Below are 15577 nucleotides of genomic sequence, written 5' to 3' on the forward strand. Positions count from 1 at the left end.
CCGGTTCTTACTTCTCTGCCCTGCACTGATTGACGGCGACGATCGTGTCCTCGCCCCCCACCAGGGTCGGGGCGAACTCGATCCAGCCGGGGGGACGGCATTCCAGGTTCCAGGAGGATTCGCCATCGCGCATCAGCGCGATCTTGCGGGTCATGGACACTCCTGGACACTCCTGTTCTGGTCTCTGCTGGGGGAATGGTATCGCGATCGGCAGGAATTGGCAGCGCCCATCGATCACCAGAAGATGGTATTTTATCGGATCACGCCGCCGCACCTCCCGTGCTTTTGGCCGCTTTCTGAGTTGGATCATGGAGTTTATCAAGCAAAACATCTTCCTCATCGCACTCGCCGCGATCAGTGGCGCCATGTTGCTCGCCGAATTCGTCCGCGGACGCAGTAGCGCGGGTCTGTCCTCCGTCGACGCGACGCTGCTGATCAACCGCGACAATGCCGTCATCGTCGATTTGCGCGATGCCACGGATTTCGCCGCCGGGCATCTGGCCGGCGCCCGCAACATCCCTTTCGCTGAACTTGAAAAGCGCAGCGACGAACTCGCCAAATTCAAGGCGAAGCCGCTGATCCTCGTCTGTCAGAGCGGCATGCGCTCGAGCAAGGCGGTCGCGCTGCTCACCAAGGCCGGTTTCGAAAAGGCCGAGAGCCTGGGCGGCGGCATCGCTGCCTGGCAAAAAGACGGCTACCCGCTGGTCAAAGAAAAGGCCTGAGACACGATGGCCAGAGTCACCATGTACTCGACCGCGGTCTGCCCTTATTGCCTCCGCGCCGAACAGCTGCTCAAAAGCCGTGGAGTCGAAGCGATCGAGAAGATCCGCGTCGATCTCGATCCCGAGGCCCGCGAGCGAATGGTGGAGCAGACCGGACGCCGCACCGTTCCTCAAATCTTCATCGACGACCGGCATATTGGCGGCTGCGATGAACTGTATGCGCTCGACCGCGCCGGCGGACTCGCTCCGCTGCTGGCAAAGTCGGACGAATGAATTTTTTCAAAAACCATCCCCTTGCGGGGAATAACCACATCAGGCTTCAGACATGACCGAACAAGCACAACCGATGTTCTCGATCGAAAAGCTGTACGTCAAAGACCTCTCGATCGAAGTGCCCAATGCCCCGCAGATCTTCCTTGAGCGCGAACAGCCGGAGATCAACGTCGAGCTGAACACCCAGGGCGAGAAGGTCGACGAAGGCATCTACAACGTCACCGTCACCGTCACCGTCAAGGCCGACATCAAGGAACGCAACCTGTTCCTGGTCGAAGTCGCCCAGGCCGGCATCTTCCAGATCCGCAACTTCGCCGACAGCGATGTCGAACCGGTCATGATGATCGGCTGCGCAAACATCCTCTTCCCCTACGCGCGCGAAGCGATTTCGGATGCGATCACCCGCACCGGCTTCCAGCCGATCCAGCTCGCTCCGGTCAATTTCGAAGCGCTCTACCAGGCTCGCCAGCAGGCCCAGCAGGAACAGGCCGAAAAAGGCGAAGTGCCGATTCAATAAAGAAACGCGAATGCGCACTCCGGCATTGCTGCTGACCGCCGCCGTCCTCGCCCTTCCGGGCGCGGCGGCGGCGCTCGACTATCGTTCCCTGAACCAGGTCGGCGTCATGTACGACACGCCGTCCGTCAAGGGCAAAAAACTCTGGGTCGTCCACCGCGGCACTCCGGTCGAGGCGATCATCTCGCTCGACCAGTGGGTCAAGGTCCGCGACGCCGCGGGTTCCATCGCCTGGATCGAGCGCAAGGCGCTGTCGGCGACACGCACGCTCATCGTCACCGCGGCAAGCGCAGAAGTCCACCAGAAGGCCGACGCGACAAGCCCCGTGGCCTTCACGGCCGGCCGCGACCTCGTCCTCGAATTCGTCGACAAGTCGAGCACGGGCTGGGTCAGGGTCAAACACCGCGACGGAGTCTCCGGCTACATCCGCGCAACCGACGTATGGGGCGAATGATTCCGTGAGCCGTATCGCCATTCTCGGCGCTGGAGCCTGGGGAACCGCTCTGGCGGTCAGCTTCTCCGGCCGCCACCCGATCGCACTGTGGAGCCGCGAGACCGAGCTTCAGGCGGCGTTGCGCGCGGAGCGCGAGAACCGCGCGCTGCTGCCCGGAATCCGTCTCGCCGACTCGATCACGATCGAAGACTCGCTGAGCGATGCGCTCGCGGGCGCCGAACTCGCACTCGTCGCGACGCCGACCGCCGGTCTGCGCTCATCGCTGCAGGCGATCGCCTCGATCGCGCCACAGCTTCCCGTCCTCTGGGCCTGCAAAGGCATGGAAACCGGGAGCGGCCTGCTGCCGCACGACATCGCCCGCGAAGTGCTGGGCCAGGATCACCCGGTCGGCGTGCTGACCGGCCCAAGCTTCGCCCAGGAAATCGCTGCCGGTCTGCCCGGCGCGATCACGCTGGCCGCCTCATCGCTCGAGTTTGCCCGCCACTGGGTCAATGAGCTTCACCACTCTCGTCTGCGCCTCTACGCAAGCGACGACATCGCCGGCGCCGAAGTCTGCGGCGCCGTCAAGAACGTATTGGCGATCGCCAGCGGCATCAGCGACGGCCTCGGTTTCGGTTTCAATGCGCGCGCCGCGCTGATCACCCGGGGACTGGCCGAAATCACCCGCCTGGGTCTCGCGCTGGGCGGACGGCGCGAAACCTTCATGGGCCTGGCCGGTGTCGGCGACCTGATCCTGACCTGCACCGGCGACCTGTCGCGCAACCGCCGCGTCGGCCTCGCTCTGGCCGCCGGCAAAAATCTCGAGCAGATCCTCGCCGAGCTCGGTCACGTCGCCGAAGGCGTGCCGACCGCGCGCGAAGTGAGTCGCCGCGCCACGGCCTTGGGCGTCGAGATGCCGATCACGAAGACCGTCGACGCGGTGCTCCACGAAGGCCTCGACGCGCGCGCCGCGGTCGAGCTGCTGATGAACCGCGACCCCAAGGTCGAAACCTGACTCTTCCCCGACGCGGGAGAGTCAAATCGCTATCCCTGCCTGAGCCGATCGGCTAGGCACTTGTCTTCCGGCTCGACCCCCGGATCTTCAGCTCACCGCGCATCACGAGCCGGCGCACCGCCTGCTCGGGCGAGGCGATCCGCGCGAGCAGCAGCTCGATCGCGGCCCGCCCGATCTCATAGGTGGGCTGGGCAATCACGGTGATGCCAGGCTCGATCAGGCGGGTCCAGGGCATGTCGTCGAAACCGGCGAGCGCAATCTCCCCGGGAAAGCTCACTCCGAGCGCCCTGGCCGCCTCGACGACGCCCTGCAGGATCAGACCGTTACTGGCGAGAAGTGCATCGGGAAGGGGCTTGCGGCTGAGCAGCACCTCGACCACTTCGCGGGCGCGTTCGGCGCGCGGCGCGATCGGCTCAGCGTCCGGGGCCAGGCCCGCCGCAGCCATCGCAGCCAGATAGCCCTGATGACGCTGGGCGCCGGTCGAGCCGGCCGAGCCATAGAGGAAGACGATGCGCCGCATGCCTTGCGCGATCAGGTGCTCGGTCAGCCGGAAACCGGCATCGAAGTTGTCGAGCACGACCGCATCGACTTCGCTGTCGCGCTCGCAGCGGTCCACGAGGACCAGCGGGAAAGGGTGATCGGAAGTCTTGAGCCCGGAGAGCAGAGGCAGGGTCGGCGACAGGATCACGCCGGAAACGTTCTCGTCCCGCATCATCTCCAGATAGAACGCCTCCTTCTCGGGGTCCTCATCCGAGTTGCACAGCATGACCCTCATCCTGTGCTGATAGGCCACATCCTCGACCGCCCGCCCGATCTCGGTGAAGAAGGGGTTGCAGATGTCCGAAACGATCAGGCCCAGCTTGTTCGTGCGCCGCGAGCGCAGCCGCCGCGCGGCCAGATCGGGACGATAGTCGAGCGCCTTGACCGCGGCTTCGACGCGGATCCGGGTCGCCTCGCTGACTCCGGGCAGGCCTGAGAGCGCGCGAGAGACCGAAGCCACCGACACACCCGCCTTCTTCGCCACATCGCTGATTCTTGCCATCCCGACCTCTTGCGTAATCGATTACAGAAACATCGATGATTGTGCCTGATTTCCGACGCTGAAGCAGCGTTTATCCTCAACCCACCTAGCGCACCGTCTCCGGCCCCCTCCCCCATGACAGACGAAAAGCTCTGAAAAGAGGGGTGGCGACGCCCACCAGACCAGACTATAGAAATAATTGTTTGACTCATCAGATGTAATCGATTACATTTTTTTGAACGAATCACAGGTCAAACCCGTGGAGCAGAGGATGGAAACGATTACGACAGCCTGTATCGCACTGAACGCCAGTGTGCAGAGCAAAGAGGAAGCCATACGGCTTGCCGGACGGCTGCTGGCGGACGCCGGCTATATCGACCCGGGCTACATCGCCAGCCTGGAAAAACGCGAAGAGGTCGCCAACACCTTCCTCGGCGCGGGCGTCGCGATCCCGCACGGGATGATCGAGGACAGGCACCTGATCCATCACACCGGCGTTGCGGTCGTGCAGGTCCGCGACGGTGTCGCCTGGAAGGACGGCGAACACGCAAAGCTGATCGTCGCGATCGCGGCCCAGTCTGACGAACACATCACGCTGCTGCGCCGGCTGACCCGCTTGATGCAACGCCCGGACGGCATCGACATGCTGGTCACGACCGACGACGCCGAACTGATCGTCAGCACGCTCGCCGACACGCCGGCCCAGCCCCCTTTCCCTGCTCCCGAAGCGCTGGCCTGGCCTTCCGACGCCGAACAGAGCTGGAGTGTCGATTACCCGAACGGCCTGCACGCCCGTCCCGCGACGCGCTGGGTCGAAACCGCAAAGCGCTTCGCCAGCGAAATCCGGATCTACAAGGGCCACGAATTCGCCGATGCGAAGGCGCTGACCGGCCTGCTCTCGCTGGGCGTAACCCGCGGCGACGAAATCCGAATCGCGGCCCGTGGCAGCGAAGCCCGGCGAGCGGTCGAAGCGCTGCTCGAAACGATCCAGTCCCTGTCCGCCGACGAGCGCGCCGATGCCGAACGGGCCCGCCGCAACGCGCTCGCCTCGCGCCGCGAAGCCCCTGAATGGACTCCGGCCGGCGAAGCGCAGACGCTCTACGGCCTGCCGGCGAGTCCGGGACTGGCGACCGGCATCCTGGTCCACCACGCCGGTCACCGCTTCGACGTCGAGGATCAGCCCGGAGATGTGGTCCGCGACGGCGAGGCGTTGGAGGCTGCGGTGCTCGCGGTCGCCGCCGAGCTCGAAAAACTGGAGGCCGAAACGAAGGTCCGCCTCGGCGCGTCCGAAGCGGCGATCTTCGCCGCCCACCGCGAACTGCTCGCCGACGCCGACCTGCTGCGCCAGGCGGTCGTGACGATCCTGCACGGACACGGCCCGGCCTGGGCCTGGAAGAAGACGCTGGGCACCCGCATCGAGGCGCTGCAAAAGCTCAAGGATCCTCTGCTCGCGGCCCGCGCGACCGACCTGCGCGATGTCGGCGATCGGGTGCTCGCGAAGCTGCTCGGCGTCGAGCGCCAGCAGCTGGTGCTCACTGCGCCGAGCATTCTGGTCGCCGAGGATCTGACTCCGTCCGACACGCTGCAGCTGGACATGCGCTATGTCGCCGCGCTCGCGATCAGCGGCGGAGGCCCGACCTCGCATACGGCAATCCTGGCCCGGACCCTGGGCCTGCCCGCCGTCGTCGCGGCCGGAACGGCGCTGCTCGCCGCGCCCGCCGGAAGGCCCGCAGTCGTCGACGGCAGCGTCGGCGCAGTCTATCTCGACGTGTCGGCGAACGACCTCAATGGCGCCGAGGCGGTCATCGCCAAACAGCATGCGGCGCGCGAAGCGCTGCGCGAGAGCCGCCATCTTCCGGCGACGACGCTGGACGGTCACACGGTCGAAATCGCTGCGAACGTCGCGAACGCAGCCCAGGCCGCGTCGGCGATCGAAGCCGGAGCCGAAGGCGTCGGCCTGATGCGCACCGAGTTCCTGTTCCTCGAACGCGACAGCGCGCCGGGCGAGGAGGAGCAGTACCGTGTCTATCGCGAGATGGCCGAGACGATGGCCGGGCGCACGCTGATCATCCGCACGCTGGACATCGGCGGCGACAAGCAGGTGCCCTATCTGAACCTGCCCCACGAGGAAAACCCCTTCCTCGGCGTACGCGGAGCCCGCCTGCTGCTGACCCGCCAGGATCTGCTCTACACTCAGCTGCGCGCGCTCTACCGCGCCGCCGCCCACGGTCCGATCAAGATCATGTTCCCGATGGTGACCCACATCGCCGAGATCGAAGCGCTGCGCGAGCACTGCGAACGGGCACGCGAGCAGGTCGGCGGTCCGAAGCTTGCAATCGGCATCATGGTCGAAGTGCCTGCTGTCGCGGTGATGGCGGACCGCTTCGCCCCGCTGGTCGATTTCTTCTCGGTCGGCACCAACGATCTGACGCAATACACGCTGGCAGTCGATCGCCAGCACCCGGAACTGGCGGCTCAGGCCGACAGCCTCCACCCGGCCGTGCTCGGACTGATCGCGAACACCGTCGCGGCGGCGAAGAAATACGGCACCTGGGTGGGCGTCTGCGGTGGTCTCGCCGGAGATCCGCTCGGCGCCCGGATCCTGACCGGTCTCGGTGTCGATGAGCTGTCGATGAGCGCTCAGGACGTCGCGGCGGTCAAGGCCGAGCTGCGCAAGACCTCTTTTGCCGAGATCCAGGCGCTGGCGCGCCGCGCGCTCGCCGCCCGCAATGCTGACGAGGTGCGCTCACTATGAACACGCCCTCCTCCATCCAGGCCGTCACGGTCGCGCTGAACCCGGCGCTGGATCAGACGATAGAAGTCGAGCGGCTCAGCGTCGGCGAAGTCAATCGCGCATTGAAGATGCAGGTCGATGTCGGCGGCAAAGGCATCAACGTCGCGTCCTGCCTCGCTGATTTCGGAATCCGCACCGCGGTGACCGGGCTGCTCGGGCGCGAGAATGCCGCGCCCTTCGAAGCGCTGTTCCTGGCCAAGAGCATCGCCAACCAGTGCTTCTATCTGGACGGCCAGACCCGGATCAACACCAAGCTCGTCGACCGCGCGAGCGGCGAGACGACCGACATCAACCTGCCCGGCCCGGCGTTGTCCGCCGACGCGATCGAAGCCCAGCTCGAACGGCTGATGACCCGGCTCGACGGCCTCGCCGATCAGGCCCTGTGGGTCGTGCTCGCCGGCAGCCTGCCCCCGCACTGGCCCGCCGACACCTATCGGCGACTGATCGATCACCTGCACCGGCGCGGCGCACAGGTCGCGCTCGACGCAAGCGGGGCCGCTCTGGCCTCGGCCATCGCCGCCGGCCCCGACATCGCCAAACCGAACCGCGATGAGCTCGCCGAACTGATCGGTCGCCCGCTTTCGAACCCGACCGAAGTGATGGAAGCCGCGCGCGAGCTGCTCGCCCGCACCCCCGGTTTGCGCCAGCTGGTCGTCTCGATGGGCGCGGACGGCGCGCTCTTCATCAGCCGTGAAGAGAGCTGGCTCGCGCATCCGGCCAAGGTCGAGCTGATCTCGACGGTCGGCGCCGGCGATGCGATGGTGGCCGGCATCATCGCCGCCCGGATCGGCGAACTCTCGCTCGCCGATTCCGCGAAGCTCGCAACCGCGTTCTCGGCCGCCAAGCTCGCCCGGCTCGGCCCTCACCTGCCCGCCGTCCAAGAAGTCCTGAGTCTGGCCCAGCACGTCTCGCTGAGCCCGATCGCCTGAGCCCGGAATACAACAGACACACGAGGAGGAGACCCACAATGTCAAGCATCGTCGCAGTGACCGCCTGCCCGACAGGGATAGCGCACACCTTCATGGCCGCCGAGGCTCTGGAGCAGGCTGCAGGGCGCACAGGCCACAGCATCAAGGTTGAAACCCAGGGTTCGGTCGGCACCCGGGGCGAGCTCTCCGCGGCGGACATCGCTGCGGCCGATCTCGTCATCATCGCCGCCGACACCCAGGTGGACAAGAGCCGCTTCGCCGGCAAGAAGATCTTCGAGAGCGGCACCGAAGCGGCGATCCGCGACGCCGAAGCGCTGATCGCCAAGGCGCTGGCTCAGCCCGCGGCAGCGGCGGCAGCTCCTGCCCGTTCCGATCTTCCACGCATCGTCGCGATCACCTCCTGCCCGACCGGAATCGCCCACACCTTCATGGCCGCCGAAGGCTTGGAGAGCGGCGCGAAGTCCCAGTCGATCTCGATCAAGGTCGAAACCCAGGGCTCAGTCGGCGCGCAGAACGCACTGACCGCCGCCGAGATCGCCAACGCCGAGATCGTGCTGATCGCCGCCGACACCAAGGTCGACAAGACCCGCTTCGCCGGCAAGAAGATCTATGAGACCAACACCAAGGCCGCGATCGGCGACGGTGCGGGTGTCGTCAAAACGGCTCTGGCCCAGGCTGCGGTTCAGGCCGTGGCGGGCGGCGACTACGTCGATGAGGTCAAGAACGCAAAAGCTCAGCAGAGCGCGACGCGCACCGGCGTCTATAAGCACCTGATGACCGGCGTGTCCTTCATGATCCCCTTCGTCGTCGCCGGGGGGCTGCTGATCGCGCTGGGCTTCGCGCTCGGCGGCATCTACGTCTTCGAGGATGCGAACAAGGGCACCCTGGGCTGGACGCTCTTCACGATCGGCGCGAAGAACGGCTTCACGCTGATGGTGCCTATCCTCGCCGGCTATATCGCCCACTCGATCGCTGACCGCCCCGGCCTCGCGCCAGGCATGATCGGCGGCATGATCGCCGCGGCGATCGGTTCGGGCTTCCTCGGCGGCATCGCCGCGGGCTTCCTGGCCGGCTACTCGGTCAAATGGATGAACGATCACATCCAGCTCGGCCGCAACCTCGACGGTCTGAAGCCGGTGCTGATACTGCCGCTGCTCGGCACCGCGATCGTCGGTCTGCTGATGTTCTACGTCGTCGGCGAACCGGTCGCGATCGCTCTGGCTGCGATCACCGGCTGGCTCAAGGGCCTGCAGGGCTCCAGCGCGGTCTTCCTGGGTCTGCTGCTCGGTTCGATGATGGCCTTCGACATGGGCGGTCCGGTCAATAAAGCCGCCTACGCGTTTGCGACCGGCCTGATCGCAAGCGAAGTCTATGCGCCGATGGCCGCGGTGATGGCCGCCGGCATGACGCCGCCTCTGGCGATCGCGCTGGCGACCGTGCTGTTCAAGAACCGCTTCACGCTCGATGAACGCGAAGCCGGCAAGGCCACTGCGGTGCTGGGCATTGCCTTCATCACCGAAGGCGCGATCCCGTTCGCGGCGAAGGACCCGCTGCGCGTGATCCCGTCGCTGATGATCGGCTCGGCGACCGCCGGCGCGCTGTCGATGATCTTCGGCTGCACGCTGCGCGTGCCGCACGGCGGAGTCTTCGTGCTGCCGATCCCGAACGCGGTCGGCAACCTCGGTGGCTATCTGGTCGCAATCCTTGCCGGCACCGTGATCAGCGCAATCGCGCTGGGCGTGCTGAAGCGCCCGGTCGCCGGTCTGGCTGCCGCCAAGGCCTGACTCCCGCCCCCGTCCCCGGGGGCCCTTCCCTGACCAAGCAATCCAGACGCCCTTCCCGCTCCGGCGGGAAGGCGCGGAGGGCGAGCTTCGCCCAAAACCCGGCCAAAGAGCCACTCGCCCCAACGGGCATTCACATCACAGGAGACTTCCATGCGTATCACTCGTCTTGCCGCTGCCCTGCTGCCGCTGATGCTCAGCCCCGCCGCCTTCGCCCGCGACTTCGTGCTGACCGACACCAGCGCCGGCATCGAACAGGCCAACTGGACAACGAGCAGCGCCAAGCTCGGCATCAAGTCGGCTACGCCTTTCTCGATCACGAAGACCACGCTGCACGGCGGCCGCCAGGAAGGCAGCACGCTGATCACAATCGACACCGGAAACCTGAAGCTGCAGCTGATCCCGACCCGCGGCATGGGCCTCTACCGCGCCAGCTCGGGCGACGTGACACTGGGCTGGAACTCGCCGGTCGACGAAATCGTCCATCCTTCCTTCATCAACCTCGAACAGCGCGGTGGCCTGGGCTGGCTGGACGGCTTCAACGAGCTGATGGTCCGCTGCGGCTATGAGTGGACCGGCCACCCGGGCACCGAAAACGGCCGCCTGATGAGCTTGCACGGCCGAGCACAGAACATCCCGGCCTCCAAGGTCGTCGTTAGCGTCGAGGAGAAGGCGCCCTACCGGATCACGGTCAAGGGTCTGGTCAAGGAAAAGACCTTCAAGTTCAGCGACCTGGAGACCTGGGCCGGCGTCAGCGTCGTCCCCGGCGAGAAAACCTTCCGCGTCCACGACGAGCTGACCAACAAGTCCGACTACGAGCGCGATTACCAGATCATCTACCACTCGAACTTCGGCGCACCGATCCTCGAAGGCGGCGCGCACTTCTCGGCTGCGATCGAGGAAATCTCGCCCTTCAACGACTACGCGAAGAAGGGGCTCGCCGACTGGCCGACCTATCTGCCGGCGACCCCGGGCTATGACGAGATGGTCTTCAACATCAAGCCCTATGCCGACGCCGACGGCAAGACTCTGGCGATGCTCAGCAACAAGGCCGGCGATCGCGGCGTCGCGGTCGGCTTCAACGTCCAGCAGCTGCCGGTGCTGACGCTGTGGAAGAACACCGACAGCGTCAAGCAGGGCTATGTGACCGGCATCGAACCGGGCACGAGCTACGCCTATCCGCGGCAGATCGAACGGGCCCAGGGACGCATCGCCAAGCTCGCCCCGGGAGCGACCCAGCGCTTTGACCTCGAATACCGGATCCTGGGCAGCGCCGCGGACGTCCGCGCCGCTCAATCCGGAATCGATGCGATCCAGGCCGGACGCGAAGTCAGGCTGAACGAAACGCCGATGGCCAAGGAATAAGTCGGCGCAACACCGGGATCACCCGTTGGGCCGGAGGCTGGCGCCAAGCGCTAGTCTCCGGCTTTTTTGCTTCCTGACAAAGCCGGCCCGCTCTTCGGCATGAGTTCCTCGCTGAAAAACCCGCATTCATCCGCGGGTGAGCATTTGACCTTCTCTCTTACTCGGCCCCAGGGAAACCCAGCTGGCGCAAGGCTTCGAAGACGACCAACGCGACCGTGTTCGACAGGTTCATGCTGCGGTTCGAAGCCTGCATCGGGATCCTGAGCCGCTGTCCGGGCGGGAAGCTATCGCGCAGTTCGGGCGCGAGACCGCGCGTCTCGGCGCCGAACACGAACACATCGTCGGCGCGGAAGGCCACCGTGTCGTAGCGCACCGTGCCGTGCGTCGTCAGCGCGAACATCCGGCGCCCGGCCAGCGCCGCGCAACAGCTCGCCCAGTCCGGGTGCACGGTCAGCCGTGCAAGGTCGTGATAGTCGAGTCCGGCGCGACGCAGCGCCTTCTCTTCCAGGTTGAAACCGAGCGGTTCGACGAGGTGAAGGTGGGCGCCGGAATTCGCGGCGAGACGGATGATGTTGCCGGTGTTGCCGGGAATCTCCGGTTCAACGAGAACGATGTCGGGCATGAAAATTCAATCCTGAAACTGGGTGCGCAGGCGCTCGATGAAGGCCACGGCTTCGCGCGATCCCTCCTCGGACGCCCAGGGCGCGAACTCGACGTCTTCGGCGCCCCGCCAGGGGCCGTTTTTGACTTCGAAGAAAACACTGCCATCCTCGAGCGCGACAAGGCCGTGCCAGACTCCGGCCGGAAAATGAAACCCGAAGGCATCGCCCCCGGCGCTCAACAGCGCCGCCTCAAAGACCTCGCCATCGCCGCCAAAGACGAGGGCGAGGAAGCGGCCGCGCACCGCGATCAGCGTCTCATCCTTGTCCGGGTGGCGATGCGGGCGCACATAGCTCGCCTTCTGCATCGCCGAGAAGAAACGCTGGACCGGCTCTTCGGGTGAGCGATGCAACACCCGCGCGCTGCGCAGCCGCGCATCAAGGCGAGCCGCGGCAAGCGCCGGGGCGAGCCAGGCACCATCCAGCCGCTGCGCGGCTTCGCATCGATCAGGCATAGAGAATCTCGACCTGCTCGGGCGGGAGCCAGTCGCGCAGCCCTTCGAGCAAGGGTTCTTCGAGCCTGACCCGCCAAGTGCCGCCGAGCGGCAGATCGGCCCGGGCCTTCGCGGTCTTGTAGTCGATCCGGACCGGACAACCGTAGCCGACTTCGGGATCTGCCCGATAAGCGCCGAGCAGGCCCTGCAGTTGCTCAGCGACCGGGCGCGCGCCCTGCTCGGCGATCAACGTCTCATCCATCCTCAGCACCAGAGCCCGCGCATAGCGGGCCCGCGCCTCGCCAAGCGTCATCAGGCTCTCGGCGACGATCCTGAGGCCGCCCGAGAAGTCGTCATGGCTGACCTTCGCTTCGACGATCAGCACTTCGTCGATGACGATCTTGTCCTTGTTCGCTTCGAGCACTTCCGAGAACACCGCGACTTCGTGCTGGGCCGTCCCGTCGTCGAGCTGGACGAACATCATCTTGCCGCGGTTGCCGATCTTGGTGCGGACTCCGGCGACGATGCCGGCGAAGTTCTGCGGTTCGCGGCGCGGCTCCAGGCGCGAGAGCGGCGTGCGGATGAAGCGCCCGACCTCGGCCTTGAAAGCGTGATAGGGGTGGCCGGACAGGAAGAAGCCGATCGCGGTCTTCTCCTCCTTGAGCTGCTGCCGCTCGCCCCAGCGCTTGACTTCGACCATCTGCGGCATCTGCTCGGCCGCCATGTCCGGGGCATCGAAAAGACCGCCCTGCCCGGCGTGGGACGCTTCCTGCTCGGCCCAGTCCATCGCGATACCGACACTCGCGATCAGCCGGGCGCGGTGATCGTCCAGGCTGTCGAAGGCGCCGGCGCGGATCAGCGCTTCGACCGAGCGGCGATTGACCGCGCGGCGGTCGATGCGTTTGCAGAAGTCGAACAGATCCTTGAACGGGCCGTCGGCCGAACGGGCCGCGAGGATGGAACGGACCGCCGGCTCGCCGACGCCTTTGACGCCGCCCAGGCCATAGCGGATCGTCTTCGCATCGGTCGGCTCGAACTTGTACTCCGACGCATTGATGTCCGGCGGCAAAATCGCGACGCGGTTCGCGAGCGTGTCTTCGAAGAAGATCTTGACCGTGTCGGTGTTGTCCATGTCCACCGACATCGTCGCGGCCATGAAGGCCGCGCAGTGGTGAACCTTCAGCCAGGCCGTGTGGTAGGTGACCACCGCATAGGCCGCCGTGTGCGACTTGTTGAAGCCGTACTCGGCGAACTTGGTCATCAGGTCGAAGAGGTGCTCGGCCAGTGCCGGGTCGTAGCCCTTCTTCTTCGCACCCTCAGCGATCGTGCTGCGGTGCTTGTCCATCTCCTCCTTCTTCTTCTTGCCCATCGCCCGGCGCAGCATGTCCGCCCCACCGAGGGTGTATCCCCCGATGATCTGCGAGATCTGCATCACCTGTTCCTGATAGACGATGACGCCATAGGTCGGCGACAGACAGGCTTCGAGGTCGGGGTGGAAGTAGTCGATCTCCTGCTCGCCCTTCTTGCGCAGGATGAAGTCATCCACCATGCCCGAGCCCAGAGGCCCCGGCCGGTAGAGCGCGAGCACAGCGATGATGTCTTCGAAGCGGTCGGGAGCGAGCTTGGTCAGCAGCTTCTTCATGCCCTCCGATTCAAGCTGGAAGATCGCGGTCGTGTTCGCGTCCTTCAGGATCTGGTAGGCCGCCGGGTCCTCGAAGCCCAGACTCATCAGATCGACGCGCTCGCCGGTCAGCCGCTCCACATAGTCCAGCGCCAGCTTGATGATGGTCAGGTTGCGCAGACCCAGGAAGTCGAACTTGACGAGGCCGACCGCCTCGACGTCGCCCTTGTCGAACTGCGAGACCGGCACCGCATCGTCGCCGTCGGCGAGATAGAGCGGGCAGTAATCGGTCAGCTTGCCCGGCGCGATCACGACGCCCCCGGCGTGCATGCCGACGCCGCGGGTCATGCCTTCGAGCGGCAGCGCGAGCTCCCACAGCTCGGTGATCGACTCGCCATCGCCCGGATCGGCCATCATCTCGCCGATCGCCGGCTCCTGCTCCTTCGCTTCGACGAGGCCCAGAGGCTTGTTCTGGACGACCGGGATCAGCTTCGAGAGCCGGTCGCACAGACCATAAGGCAGGTCGAGCACGCGGCCGACGTCGCGGACGACGGCCTTCGAGGCCATCGTGCCGAAGGTCGCGATCTGGCTCACCGCATCGCGACCGTAGCGCTCGCGGACATACTCGATCACGCGATAGCGGTTGTCCTGACAGAAGTCGACGTCGAAGTCGGGCATCGACACGCGCTCGGGGTTCAGGAAGCGTTCGAACAGCAGCGCATAGGCGGTCGGATCGAGGTCGGTGATCTTCAGCGAATAGGCGACCAGCGAGCCGGCACCGGAGCCGCGGCCCGGCCCCACCGGCACGTCGTTGTTCTTGGCCCACTGGATGAAGTCCGCAACGATCAGGAAGTAACCCGGGAAGCCCATCTGGACGATCGTGTCGGTCTCGAACTTGAGCCGCTCGTAATAGCGGGGCTTTTCCTTCTCGCGGACTTCCGGATCCGGATAGAGGTGGGCGAGCCGCTCCTCCAGCCCCTTCGTCGCCTCGTCGATCAGGAAGTCGTCCAGCGTCATGCCTTCGGGCGTCGGGAACTGCGGCAGGAAGTTCTTGCCCAGCACGATGCTCAGCGAGCAGCGACGCGCGATCTCGACCGAGTTCTCGAGCGCCTCGGGCAGATCGGCGAAGAGTTCGACCATCTCGGCCTGGCTCTTGAAGTACTGCTCCTCGGTGAAGTCCTTCGGGCGGCGCTTGTCGGACAGCACATAGCCCTTGGCGATGCAGACGCGCGCCTCGTGCGCCTTGAAGTCCTCGCGGTGGAGAAACTGGATCGGGTGGGTCGCGACGACCGGCAGCGCGAGCTCGTTGGCAAGCGTCACCGCCTCGCGGATATAGGTCTCGGTGCCGGGGTGACCGGCGCGCTGCACTTCGATGTAGAAGCTGTCCGGAAAGCGCTCCGCCCAGTCGGCGGCGAGCCGGCGCGCCGAATCGCCGTTGCCGGCCGCGAGCGCGGCGCCGATGTCGCCGAGCTGGGCGCCGGACAGGCAGATCAGCCCGGAAACCTGCTCGGGCGCGAGCCACTCGCGCCGGACCTCGGCGCGACCGCGATGCTTGTTCTCGAGGAAGGAGCGGGTCAGGATCTCGCAGAGCTGGCCATAGCCCTCGCGGTGCTTGCAGATCAGCATCAGCCGGTGCGGCTTGTCCCGCTCCGCGTCGTTGGTGATCCAGACGTCGGCGCCGCAGATCGGCTTGACGCCCGCGCCCCGGCCGCCCTTGTAGTGCTTCAACAGGCCGAAGATGTTGGCGAGGTCGGAAATACCCAGCGCCGGCATGTTGTCGGCGGCGGCCGCGTCTATCGCGTCATCGACCCGGACGATCCCGTCCTCGATCGAAAATTCGGTGTGCATGCGCAGGTGCACATAGCGCGGCGCATGCGAAGGGAAGCTCGTTTCACTCATGGACGGATTTTACCGGTCCCGGAGCGCTTGCGCAGACATCACGCGAAAACCCACTTCTGTTCCACGAAAGATCGATTTTGACTTTGCCCTGACTCTGGGTTTCTCTGCTGCTCAGCG

General features: G+C 65.7%; 14 protein-coding genes. 9 read left to right on the forward strand and 5 right to left on the reverse strand.

The window, feature by feature from the left end:
* Positions 1 to 7: 7 nt before the first annotated feature.
* Positions 8 to 154, reverse strand: a complete 147-nt coding sequence (locus ACHFB9_RS13715; protein WP_417067866.1) for a hypothetical protein — start codon at positions 152 to 154, stop codon at positions 8 to 10.
* Here ACHFB9_RS13715 and ACHFB9_RS13720 point away from each other — a divergent pair.
* From ACHFB9_RS13720 to ACHFB9_RS13740, 5 genes are read left to right on the forward strand one after another with little or no spacing between them, the layout of a single operon-like run.
* Positions 153 to 722 (forward strand): rhodanese-like domain-containing protein, encoded by a 570-nt coding sequence (locus tag ACHFB9_RS13720; RefSeq protein WP_417067867.1) that lies wholly within the window; start codon positions 153 to 155, stop codon positions 720 to 722. The genes ACHFB9_RS13715 and ACHFB9_RS13720 overlap by 2 nt on opposite strands.
* A gap of 6 nt (positions 723 to 728) precedes the next feature.
* Positions 729 to 995 carry a glutaredoxin 3 gene (grxC, locus tag ACHFB9_RS13725; RefSeq protein WP_417067869.1) on the forward strand — a complete coding sequence of 89 codons (267 nt, stop codon included), beginning with the start codon at positions 729 to 731 and terminating at the stop codon, positions 993 to 995.
* 52 nt (positions 996 to 1047) lie between these two features.
* Positions 1048 to 1512 (forward strand): protein-export chaperone SecB, encoded by a 465-nt coding sequence (secB, locus tag ACHFB9_RS13730; protein ID WP_417067870.1) that lies wholly within the window; start codon positions 1048 to 1050, stop codon positions 1510 to 1512.
* Between the two features lie 10 nt (positions 1513 to 1522).
* Complete coding sequence (locus ACHFB9_RS13735; RefSeq protein WP_417067871.1) at positions 1523 to 1963, forward strand: SH3 domain-containing protein; 441 nt, start codon at positions 1523 to 1525, stop codon at positions 1961 to 1963.
* 4 nt (positions 1964 to 1967) lie between these two features.
* On the forward strand, positions 1968 to 2957 hold the full coding sequence (locus ACHFB9_RS13740; RefSeq protein WP_417067872.1) for an NAD(P)H-dependent glycerol-3-phosphate dehydrogenase: 990 nt from the start codon (positions 1968 to 1970) through the stop codon (positions 2955 to 2957).
* A 52-nt stretch (positions 2958 to 3009) separates the two neighbouring features.
* Here ACHFB9_RS13740 and ACHFB9_RS13745 read toward each other — a convergent pair whose 3' ends face one another.
* Positions 3010 to 3999, reverse strand: coding sequence for a LacI family DNA-binding transcriptional regulator (locus ACHFB9_RS13745; protein WP_417067873.1), 990 nt, complete (start codon positions 3997 to 3999; stop codon positions 3010 to 3012).
* Positions 4000 to 4249: 250 nt separating this feature from the next.
* Here ACHFB9_RS13745 and ptsP point away from each other — a divergent pair, with 250 nt between their 5' ends.
* The 4 genes from ptsP to ACHFB9_RS13765 all read left to right on the forward strand — a co-directional run bounded on the left by ptsP (position 4250) and on the right by ACHFB9_RS13765 (position 10847).
* On the forward strand, positions 4250 to 6733 hold the full coding sequence (ptsP, locus tag ACHFB9_RS13750; protein WP_417067874.1) for a phosphoenolpyruvate--protein phosphotransferase: 2484 nt from the start codon (positions 4250 to 4252) through the stop codon (positions 6731 to 6733).
* A complete protein-coding gene (gene pfkB, locus ACHFB9_RS13755; RefSeq protein ID WP_417067875.1) occupies positions 6730 to 7701 on the forward strand; it encodes a 1-phosphofructokinase in 972 nt (323 codons plus the stop codon). Before ptsP ends, pfkB begins: the two co-directional genes overlap by 4 nt.
* Before the next feature lie 38 nt (positions 7702 to 7739).
* The gene (locus tag ACHFB9_RS13760; protein WP_417067876.1) at positions 7740 to 9485 is read left to right on the forward strand and encodes a PTS fructose-like transporter subunit IIB; all 1746 of its coding nucleotides are present in this window, start codon (positions 7740 to 7742) and stop codon (positions 9483 to 9485) included.
* Positions 9486 to 9635: 150 nt separating this feature from the next.
* On the forward strand, positions 9636 to 10847 hold the full coding sequence (locus ACHFB9_RS13765; protein ID WP_417067878.1) for an aldose 1-epimerase family protein: 1212 nt from the start codon (positions 9636 to 9638) through the stop codon (positions 10845 to 10847).
* A 157-nt stretch (positions 10848 to 11004) separates the two neighbouring features.
* On the opposite strand, the gene ACHFB9_RS13770 is transcribed toward ACHFB9_RS13765, so the two are convergent.
* The 3 genes from ACHFB9_RS13770 to dnaE are packed head-to-tail and all read right to left on the reverse strand — an operon-like array spanning position 11005 to position 15460.
* Positions 11005 to 11469: a tRNA (cytidine(34)-2'-O)-methyltransferase gene (locus tag ACHFB9_RS13770; RefSeq protein ID WP_417067879.1), complete on the reverse strand. Its 465-nt coding sequence runs from the start codon at positions 11467 to 11469 to the stop codon at positions 11005 to 11007.
* A 6-nt stretch (positions 11470 to 11475) separates the two neighbouring features.
* Complete coding sequence (locus ACHFB9_RS13775; RefSeq protein WP_417067880.1) at positions 11476 to 11961, reverse strand: WbuC family cupin fold metalloprotein; 486 nt, start codon at positions 11959 to 11961, stop codon at positions 11476 to 11478.
* A complete protein-coding gene (gene dnaE / locus ACHFB9_RS13780) occupies positions 11954 to 15460 on the reverse strand; it encodes a DNA polymerase III subunit alpha (RefSeq protein ID WP_417067881.1) in 3507 nt (1168 codons plus the stop codon). The genes ACHFB9_RS13775 and dnaE overlap by 8 nt, the downstream gene beginning before the upstream one ends.
* Positions 15461 to 15577: the final 117 nt, after the last annotated feature.

The sequence above is a fragment of the Niveibacterium terrae genome (genome assembly GCF_048213115.1).
GTDB classification, from domain to species: Bacteria; Pseudomonadota; Gammaproteobacteria; order Burkholderiales; family Rhodocyclaceae; genus Niveibacterium; species Niveibacterium terrae.

Coding starts and splice junctions, on each gene's coding strand:
- ACHFB9_RS13720 (WP_417067867.1), top strand. CDS start 153: ATGGACACTCCTGGACACTCCTGTTCTGGTCTCTGCTGGGGGAATGGT.
- ACHFB9_RS13715 (WP_417067866.1), bottom strand. CDS start 154: ATGACCCGCAAGATCGCGCTGATGCGCGATGGCGAATCCTCCTGGAAC.
- grxC (WP_417067869.1), top strand. CDS start 729: ATGGCCAGAGTCACCATGTACTCGACCGCGGTCTGCCCTTATTGCCTC.
- secB (WP_417067870.1), top strand. CDS start 1,048: ATGACCGAACAAGCACAACCGATGTTCTCGATCGAAAAGCTGTACGTC.
- ACHFB9_RS13735 (WP_417067871.1), top strand. CDS start 1,523: ATGCGCACTCCGGCATTGCTGCTGACCGCCGCCGTCCTCGCCCTTCCG.
- ACHFB9_RS13745 (WP_417067873.1), bottom strand. CDS start 3,999: ATGGCAAGAATCAGCGATGTGGCGAAGAAGGCGGGTGTGTCGGTGGCT.
- ptsP (WP_417067874.1), top strand. CDS start 4,250: ATGGAAACGATTACGACAGCCTGTATCGCACTGAACGCCAGTGTGCAG.
- pfkB (WP_417067875.1), top strand. CDS start 6,730: ATGAACACGCCCTCCTCCATCCAGGCCGTCACGGTCGCGCTGAACCCG.
- ACHFB9_RS13760 (WP_417067876.1), top strand. CDS start 7,740: ATGTCAAGCATCGTCGCAGTGACCGCCTGCCCGACAGGGATAGCGCAC.
- ACHFB9_RS13765 (WP_417067878.1), top strand. CDS start 9,636: ATGCGTATCACTCGTCTTGCCGCTGCCCTGCTGCCGCTGATGCTCAGC.
- ACHFB9_RS13770 (WP_417067879.1), bottom strand. CDS start 11,469: ATGCCCGACATCGTTCTCGTTGAACCGGAGATTCCCGGCAACACCGGC.
- ACHFB9_RS13775 (WP_417067880.1), bottom strand. CDS start 11,961: ATGCCTGATCGATGCGAAGCCGCGCAGCGGCTGGATGGTGCCTGGCTC.
- dnaE (WP_417067881.1), bottom strand. CDS start 15,460: ATGAGTGAAACGAGCTTCCCTTCGCATGCGCCGCGCTATGTGCACCTG.